Raw genomic sequence first — 6,676 nt, 5'->3', positions numbered from 1 at the left:
CTGGCCGGTCGTGCTGGTGATCGACGTGTCGGGCCAGGCGCAGTCCGCGGCGGCGACCGCCCTGGGGTTCGCGCGCTATGATCCAGGCGTAAGGGTCGCAGGCGTGATCCTCAACCGCGTGGCGAGCGAGCGGCACGAGCGGCTGGCGCGCAGCGGGATGGAAGCGGTCGGGATCCGCGTGTTCGGTGCGCTGCCGCGGCGCGGCGACCTGACGCTCCCCGAGCGACATCTGGGGCTGGTGCAGGCGATCGAGCACCCTGCGCTCGACGCGCAGATCGCGGCCTATGCGACGTTCCTGCGCGCGCATGTCGATATCGCCGCGCTGCGCGAGGCGGCGGCCGCCACGCCGCGAGCCGTCGCGCAGGGGACGGTCGTACCGACCCCGCCGGCACAGCGGATCGCGCTGGCGCAGGATGCCGCCTTTTCTTTCACCTATGCGCATGTGCTGGACGGGTGGCGCAGCGCGGGCGTGGAGATCCTGCCCTTTTCGCCGCTGGCGGACGAGGCGCCGGCGAAGGACGCGGATCTGGTCTGGCTGCCGGGGGGCTATCCCGAGCTTCATGCCGGGGCGCTGGCGGCGGCGGATCGGTTCCGTGCGGCGCTGGCGCTGCATGCCGAGACGCGACCGGTGCACGGCGAGTGCGGCGGCTACATGGCGCTGGGCGAGGGGCTGATCGATGCGGACGGGACGCGGCACCGGATGGCGGGGCTGCTCGGGCTGGTGACGAGTTACGAGAAGCGGCGGATGCATCTGGGCTATCGGCGGGCGACGCTGCACGCGCCGATCGGCGGGATCGCGGCGGGGGTGATGCTGGCGGGGCATGAATTCCATTATTCGACGATCCTCGACCAGCCCGACGCGCCGCTGGCGCAGGTGGTCGACGCGAATGCGCAAGCCGTGCCCGAAACCGGCTCGCATCGCGGCGGCGTGACGGGTAGTTTCTTCCACATGATCGCCCCCCTTGGCCAATCGGCTGCATGACCGGTTTCGTTTCGTTCGTCGGTTCCGGCCCCGGCGACCCCGAATTGCTGACGCTGAAGGCGGTGACGCGGTTGCAGCGCGCCGACGTCGTGCTGTTCGACGATCTGTCGTCGGGCGCGGTGCTGGGTCATGCGCGCGTCGGTGCCGAACTGGTCGCGGTCGGCAAGCGCGCGGGGCGGCCGTCGCCGCGCCAGTCGCATGTCTCGCAACTGCTGGTCGACCACGCGCTAACGGGGGCGCGCGTCGTCCGGCTGAAGTCTGGCGATGCGGGGATGTTCGGGCGGCTGGAGGAGGAGATCGTCGCGCTGCGCGAGGCGGGCGTGACGTTCGAGATCGTCCCGGGGATCAGCGCGGCGAGCGCGGCTGCTGCCGCCGCCGCGATCCCGCTGACGCGCCGGCTGTCCGCGCGCCGGGTGCAATATGTCACCGGCCATGACGTGACCGGGCAGTTGCCGCAGCAGCGCAACATGGCCGCGCTCGCCGATCCGGAGGCGACAACGGTCGTGTTCATGCCGCAGCGGACGTTTCCGGCTCTGGTTGAGTCGCTCGTCGCACATGGCCTGCCGGGCGACACGACCGCGCTGCTCGCCGAGAATGTCGGGCATCCCGACCAGAGCCTGACCTGGTCGACGATCGCGGGGCTCGCGGCGCGGCTGGCGGGGGGCGTGTCCGACAAGCCCGCGCTGATCCTCTATGGATCGTTGATGGCGCCGTGAGCGGAGTCGACATCGCGATATCGCTGATCGGGATCGGCACGGGCAATCCCGATCATGTGACGCGCGCCGCAGTCACGGCGATGAACGCCGCCGACCTGATCCTGTTGCCGCGGAAAGGCGCGGGGAAATCCGATCTGGTCGATCTGCGCCGGACGATCTGCGCCGCGCTGCTGACCGGGCCTGCCAGAGTGGTGGAGTTCGATCTGCCCGAGCGCGATGCGGACGCGCCGTACCGTGCGGCGGTCGATGCGTGGCACGATGATATCGCGGCGGTGTGGGCGGCGCAGATCGCCGAGCATCTGCCGGGCGGAGGACGGGTCGCGTTCCTCGTCTGGGGGGATCCGTCGCTCTACGACAGCAGCCTCCGGATCGCTAACCGGCTGCGAGCGGGAGGGCGGTCGATCGGGGTCAGCGTGGTGCCGGGGATCACCAGCCTGCAGGCGCTGACCGCGGCGCATGCGATCCCGCTCAACACGCTCGCTGCGCCCGTGACGATCACCACCGGTCGGCGGCTGCGCGCCGAGGGGTGGCCAGCGGGGGTCGAGACGCTGGCGGTGATGCTCGACGGGGCGTGCGCGTTCGAGACGCTCGCACCCGAGGGGGTCATGATCTGGTGGGGGGCGTATCTGGGGATGGCGCAGGAGGCGCTGGTCGCCGGGCCGCTCGCCTCAGTCGGGGCGGAGATCATCACGTGCCGTGCCGGACTGCGCGCCCGGCACGGCTGGATCATGGACGTGTATCTCCTACGCCGCACGGGCGGCTGAGCGTCACTCCGACAGGTCGCTCAGCAGCTCGCGGACGCGGTCGAGGCGGGCGAGGGGATCCTCGATCCGTTCGCGGACCAGCCAGCGGCGCTTGGCCTGTTCGAACGGCGCGGGCAGGGCGGCGGTGGGGTCGCCCGGGGTGAAGGCGATGCGCCCGGGCCGACATCGATCTGGCGAATTTCGGCGGCGGCGGCGAGTGCGCGGATCCGCGCGCATTCGAGCAGGCGGACGGCATTGTCGGGAAGTGCGCCGAACCGGTCCTCGAGCTCGGCCTGGAACGCATCGAGCGCGGCGATGTCGGTCAGATGCGCGAGCTGGCCGTAGAGCGTCAGCCGCAGGTCGGTCTCGGGGATCCACTCTTCGGGAAGCATGCCGCCGACGCCGAGATTGAGCACCGGCTGGCACTGATCGACCGGTTCGCCGCGCGCGGCTTTCAGCGCGCGACCCAGCAGGTGCTGGTAGAGGTCGATACCGATCAGCTTCATGTGGCCGGCCTGATCCTCGCCGACCAGATCGCCCGCGCCGCGCATGTCGAGATCACGCGCACTGATCGCGAAGCCCGCGCCGAGCTGGTCGAACGCCTGGAGCGTGCGCAGGCGCTTCATTGTCGCCTCGGCGATCATGGCCTCACCGTCGGTCGACAGCAGGATCTGACCGCGCCGGCCGCCGCGCCCGACCCGGCCGCGCAGCTGGTGGAGCTGCGACAGGCCGAACCGGTCGGCATGGTGGACGATCATCGTGTTGGCGCGCGGCACGTCGAGCCCCGCCTCGATGATGTTGGTCGCGAGCAGCACGTCGCCGTCACCCGCGGCAAAGCCCGCCATGGCGTCGTCGAGCTCGGCGGCGTCCATCTTGCCGTGCGCGATGACGAGGCCGAGTTCGGGGACGAGCCGCGCGAGCGTCTTCGCGAGCGGGGCGATGTCCTCGATCCGCGGCACGACGACGAAGCTCTGGCCGCCACGCGCGCGTTCGCGGCGGAGCGCCTTGCGGACCGCGGCGTCGTCGAACGGCGCGACGATGGTGCGGATCGGCTGGCGGCGCGCGGGCGGAGTCGCGATGACCGAGATCGCCTGGATGCCGACCATCGCCGACTGGAGCGTGCGCGGGATCGGCGTGGCGCTGAGCGTGAGGACATGGCCCGCGCCCATGTCGCGCAGCGACCCCTTGGCCTTCGCGCCGAACCGCTGTTCCTCGTCGATCACGACGAGCGCGAGATCGGCAAAGGCGACACCCTTGCCACCGACCGCGCTGGTGCCGACCACGACCGCGATCGACCCGTCGGCAAGCCCGGCGCAGACGCGCTTGCGCTCCGCGGGCGTCGACAGCCGAGACAGCGCAGCGACCTCCAGCCCGGTGCCGACAAAGCGCGTGCGGAACGTTTCAAGATGCTGGCGGATCAGCACGGTGGTCGGTGCGACGATCGCGACTTGCCGTCCCGCGAGCGCGACGAGCGCGGCGGCGCGAAGTGCGACCTCGGTCTTGCCATAGCCGACATCGCCGACGATCAGCCGGTCCATCGGCTTGCCGCTGGCGAGATCGCTACGGACCGCGGCGATCGCACGCGCCTGGTCGGGGGTCTCGGCAAAGGGAAAACCCGCGGCGAAACGTTCGTAGAGTGCGACATCCGGGACGATCGGCGGTGTCGTCCGCGCGTCGCGTTCGGCAGCAACCGCCTGAAGCGCACGTGCGCTTTCCGCAATCGCGGTGTCGATCGCGGCGCGACGCTTGGTCCAGCTTCCCCCGTCGAGCGTGTCGAGCGTCACCGCATCCGCGTCTGCGCCATAACGCCAGATGCGATCGGCTTCATGCACGGGTACGAGCCGGCGGGCGCCCTTGGCATAGTCGAGCACGATCGCGTCGGCCGCGACGCCATCGAGGTCGGGCAGCGCCTCGACCCCGAGAACGCGACCGATGCCGTGATCCTCATGCACGACAATGTCGCCGGTCTGCAGCGTCGCACCTTCGGCAAAGGCCGCAACGCCAACACCGGGGCCGTCGTCCAGTCGTGCGCGGCTGCCGAGCAGATCGGCGGCGGCGACGATGGTGAGATCGGCATGGACAAAGCCCTGGTCGAGCGGAGCGCAGAGCAGTGACACCGAACCGACGGGTGCGGCCGCCGCCTCGGCAAGGCTGTCGACGTGTTCGGCGTCGACGCCGAGCGCGATGCGAGGAAACGAAGGTCACGCGCGGACCCGGCGATCGCGAGCCGGCCGTCGGCGATCACCGAACGGGCGAAGCGGCGGAACGCGCGGACCGGATCGCGCCGCTCGATGAAGCGCGGGGTGCGTTCGACCGGGGTGTCGGTGGCGAGGCTCTGGCGGCCGACGGTCGCCTTGTTCCAGGCGCGCGTGTCGACCAGCGCGGCCTTGACCTGACGCGCCGCGGTGCCGTCGCGGCAAGCGCCAGGAACCGCGTGCGGCGGTCGGCGACCAGAGGGTCGAAATGGAGCGCGGCGTCGGGCAAATGCTCGGTAATCGCGACACCGTCACCCAGATCGGGTTCGCAGGCGCGACCGACGATTACCGCGTCGAGCGTTTCCAGGCTGCGCTGCGACACCGGGTCATAGCTGCGGATTTCGGTGATGACCGAATCGTCGTCGAATTCGATCCGGGCGGGGTTCGCACGATCGGCCGGAAACAGGTCGACGACGCTGCCGCGGATCGCGATCTCGCCGGGTTCGTCGACCCGGTCGTCGATCGTGTAGCCGATCGTTTCGGCGAGCGCGGGTAGCGCGGCGATGTCGATCGTGTCGCCGACGCGGAACACCGGTGGCGCCTCGTCGAACGCGGCGGGGGCGGGATAGCGGACCGCGCTCGCCTCGGCGGAGAGGACGAGGAGGATCGGGCCGGTCGAGGCTGTAGCGGTCGCGGCGCGCAGACGGCGCAGCGCCTCGACCCGGCGGCCGACATTGGCGGCGCTGGGCGGCGCGGAGTCGCCGGGGAGCGCATCGCTCGCAACGAGATGGACGACGGTCATCGCAGGGGCGAACCCCTCCGCGAGACAGGCGATCGCCTCGGCGCGCGCCTCGTCCTCGACTACCAGAATGGCACGGTCGATTCCGGCGGTCAGCAGCTCGGCAACGACGATCGCCGTGGGCAGGGTTGCCGGTGCGGCGCGCGTGTCGCCCGGCAGGTCGATATGGTCGGTACGCTTCAGCATGGCCCCTCCGGTCGGGCCGTTGGCGCCCATTGAATGAACGGTATGCGGACCGGCTCGTTCCGTGATCCGTGCACGAAACGTTCCGACTGGCTCAGCCGAGCAGGCGGCGATACTCGGATTCGGCATGGCCATAGGTGTCGCCCGCCATCCGCATCAGCACGTCGCGGTCGCGGACCAGCACGCGGCCGCGCACGGAGCGAATAGCCTGTTCTTCCTCGAGCCGGTGAAGCGCCTCTGTCACGCTGCTGCGCCGGACGCCGAGCATCAGGCGGAACTCCTCATGCGTCATGCAGATCGCGTCGTCGCGGATGCGATCGTGATAGAGCAGGATCCAGCGCGCCATGCGTCGCTCGATCGAATGCGCGAGCGACGATACGATTGTCCGCCCCATCTGGGTCATGAACACCTGGACGAAACGGAGCAGCGCGAGCCGCAGCGTGTCGCTCTGCGCGGCGGCGGCGTGGAAGCGGTCGAGCGGGAGCTGCAGCGCGACGCCCTGTTCGGCGCGCATCACGACGTCATAGGGCGAGCGGTCATCGCCGAGCAGCGCGGACCAGCCGACAAAGCCCTCCGCGCCGATCAGCCCGACCGCGAACCGATGATCGCCCTCGAGCGCGTCGAGCACGCCGGCGATCCCCTCCTCGGGAAAGCAGAGCGTCTCGATCCGGTCGCCCGCACGCGTCAGCGACTCGCCGACCGCGAAGGAAACGCGGTCGAGATGCGGGGCGATCAGTGCAAAGTCGGTGAGGCTCAAACGCTGGAGGAGCCGGTTTCCTGTGCCTCGCGCCGACGCGTCGCCAGCCCCATCCCGGTCGATGGTTTCCAGTCGATAGTCGCCCACCATCACGCCCCCTGAAACACTGCACGAATTCAATACGATCCGGTCTTCGTCCGGTTTCGTACAGCAACTCCCACGCCGCCGCCGGGGTTGCGCCTTTCAATGTTACAGGAGGCAATTTTGACACATTCCATTCGACGGACGCTGCTCGCCGGCGTGTTTGCATCGACGCTCGTACTCATCCCGGGCGCCGCGCTCGCCCAGTCGGCACGCAGCG

6 protein-coding genes are annotated in these 6,676 nt (G+C 70.2%); 3 read left to right on the top strand and 3 right to left on the bottom strand.

Annotation, left to right across the window (positions count from 1 at the left end; all coding sequences use genetic code 11):
• From NI18_RS15860 to cobF, 3 genes are all read left to right on the top strand, one after another.
• Positions 1 to 982 (top strand): cobyrinate a,c-diamide synthase (locus NI18_RS15860; RefSeq protein ID WP_037531312.1); only part of this gene is annotated, 982 nt, incomplete at its 5' end.
• Positions 979 to 1,698, top strand: a complete 720-nt coding sequence (cobA, locus tag NI18_RS15855) for a uroporphyrinogen-III C-methyltransferase (RefSeq protein ID WP_031440828.1) — start codon at positions 979 to 981, stop codon at positions 1,696 to 1,698. The genes NI18_RS15860 and cobA, both read left to right, overlap by 4 nt.
• The gene (gene cobF / locus NI18_RS15850; protein ID WP_235188379.1) at positions 1,695 to 2,462 is read left to right on the top strand and encodes a precorrin-6A synthase (deacetylating); all 768 of its coding nucleotides are present in this window, start codon (positions 1,695 to 1,697) and stop codon (positions 2,460 to 2,462) included. The genes cobA and cobF overlap by 4 nt, the downstream gene beginning before the upstream one ends.
• A 20-nt stretch (positions 2,463 to 2,482) precedes the next feature.
• Here cobF and NI18_RS15845 read toward each other — a convergent pair whose 3' ends face one another.
• The 3 genes from NI18_RS15845 to NI18_RS15835 all read right to left on the bottom strand — a co-directional run bounded on the left by NI18_RS15845 (position 2,483) and on the right by NI18_RS15835 (position 6,462).
• Positions 2,483 to 4,558, bottom strand: coding sequence for a helicase-related protein (locus NI18_RS15845; RefSeq protein ID WP_052149248.1), 2,076 nt, complete (start codon positions 4,556 to 4,558; stop codon positions 2,483 to 2,485).
• A 124-nt stretch (positions 4,559 to 4,682) separates the two neighbouring features.
• Positions 4,683 to 5,621: a hypothetical protein gene (locus NI18_RS24510; protein WP_128082262.1), complete on the bottom strand. Its 939-nt coding sequence runs from the start codon at positions 5,619 to 5,621 to the stop codon at positions 4,683 to 4,685.
• Between the two features lie 91 nt (positions 5,622 to 5,712).
• Positions 5,713 to 6,462, bottom strand: a complete 750-nt coding sequence (locus NI18_RS15835; RefSeq protein WP_198527037.1) for a Crp/Fnr family transcriptional regulator — start codon at positions 6,460 to 6,462, stop codon at positions 5,713 to 5,715.
• Positions 6,463 to 6,676: the final 214 nt, after the last annotated feature.

This window comes from Sphingomonas sp. Ant20, from assembly GCF_000783375.1.
In the GTDB taxonomy this organism is placed as follows: domain Bacteria; phylum Pseudomonadota; class Alphaproteobacteria; order Sphingomonadales; family Sphingomonadaceae; genus Sphingomonas; species Sphingomonas aerolata.
The sequence above is the reverse complement of the archived record's forward strand: the minus strand, read 5'-3'. Positions and strand labels throughout refer to the sequence as shown.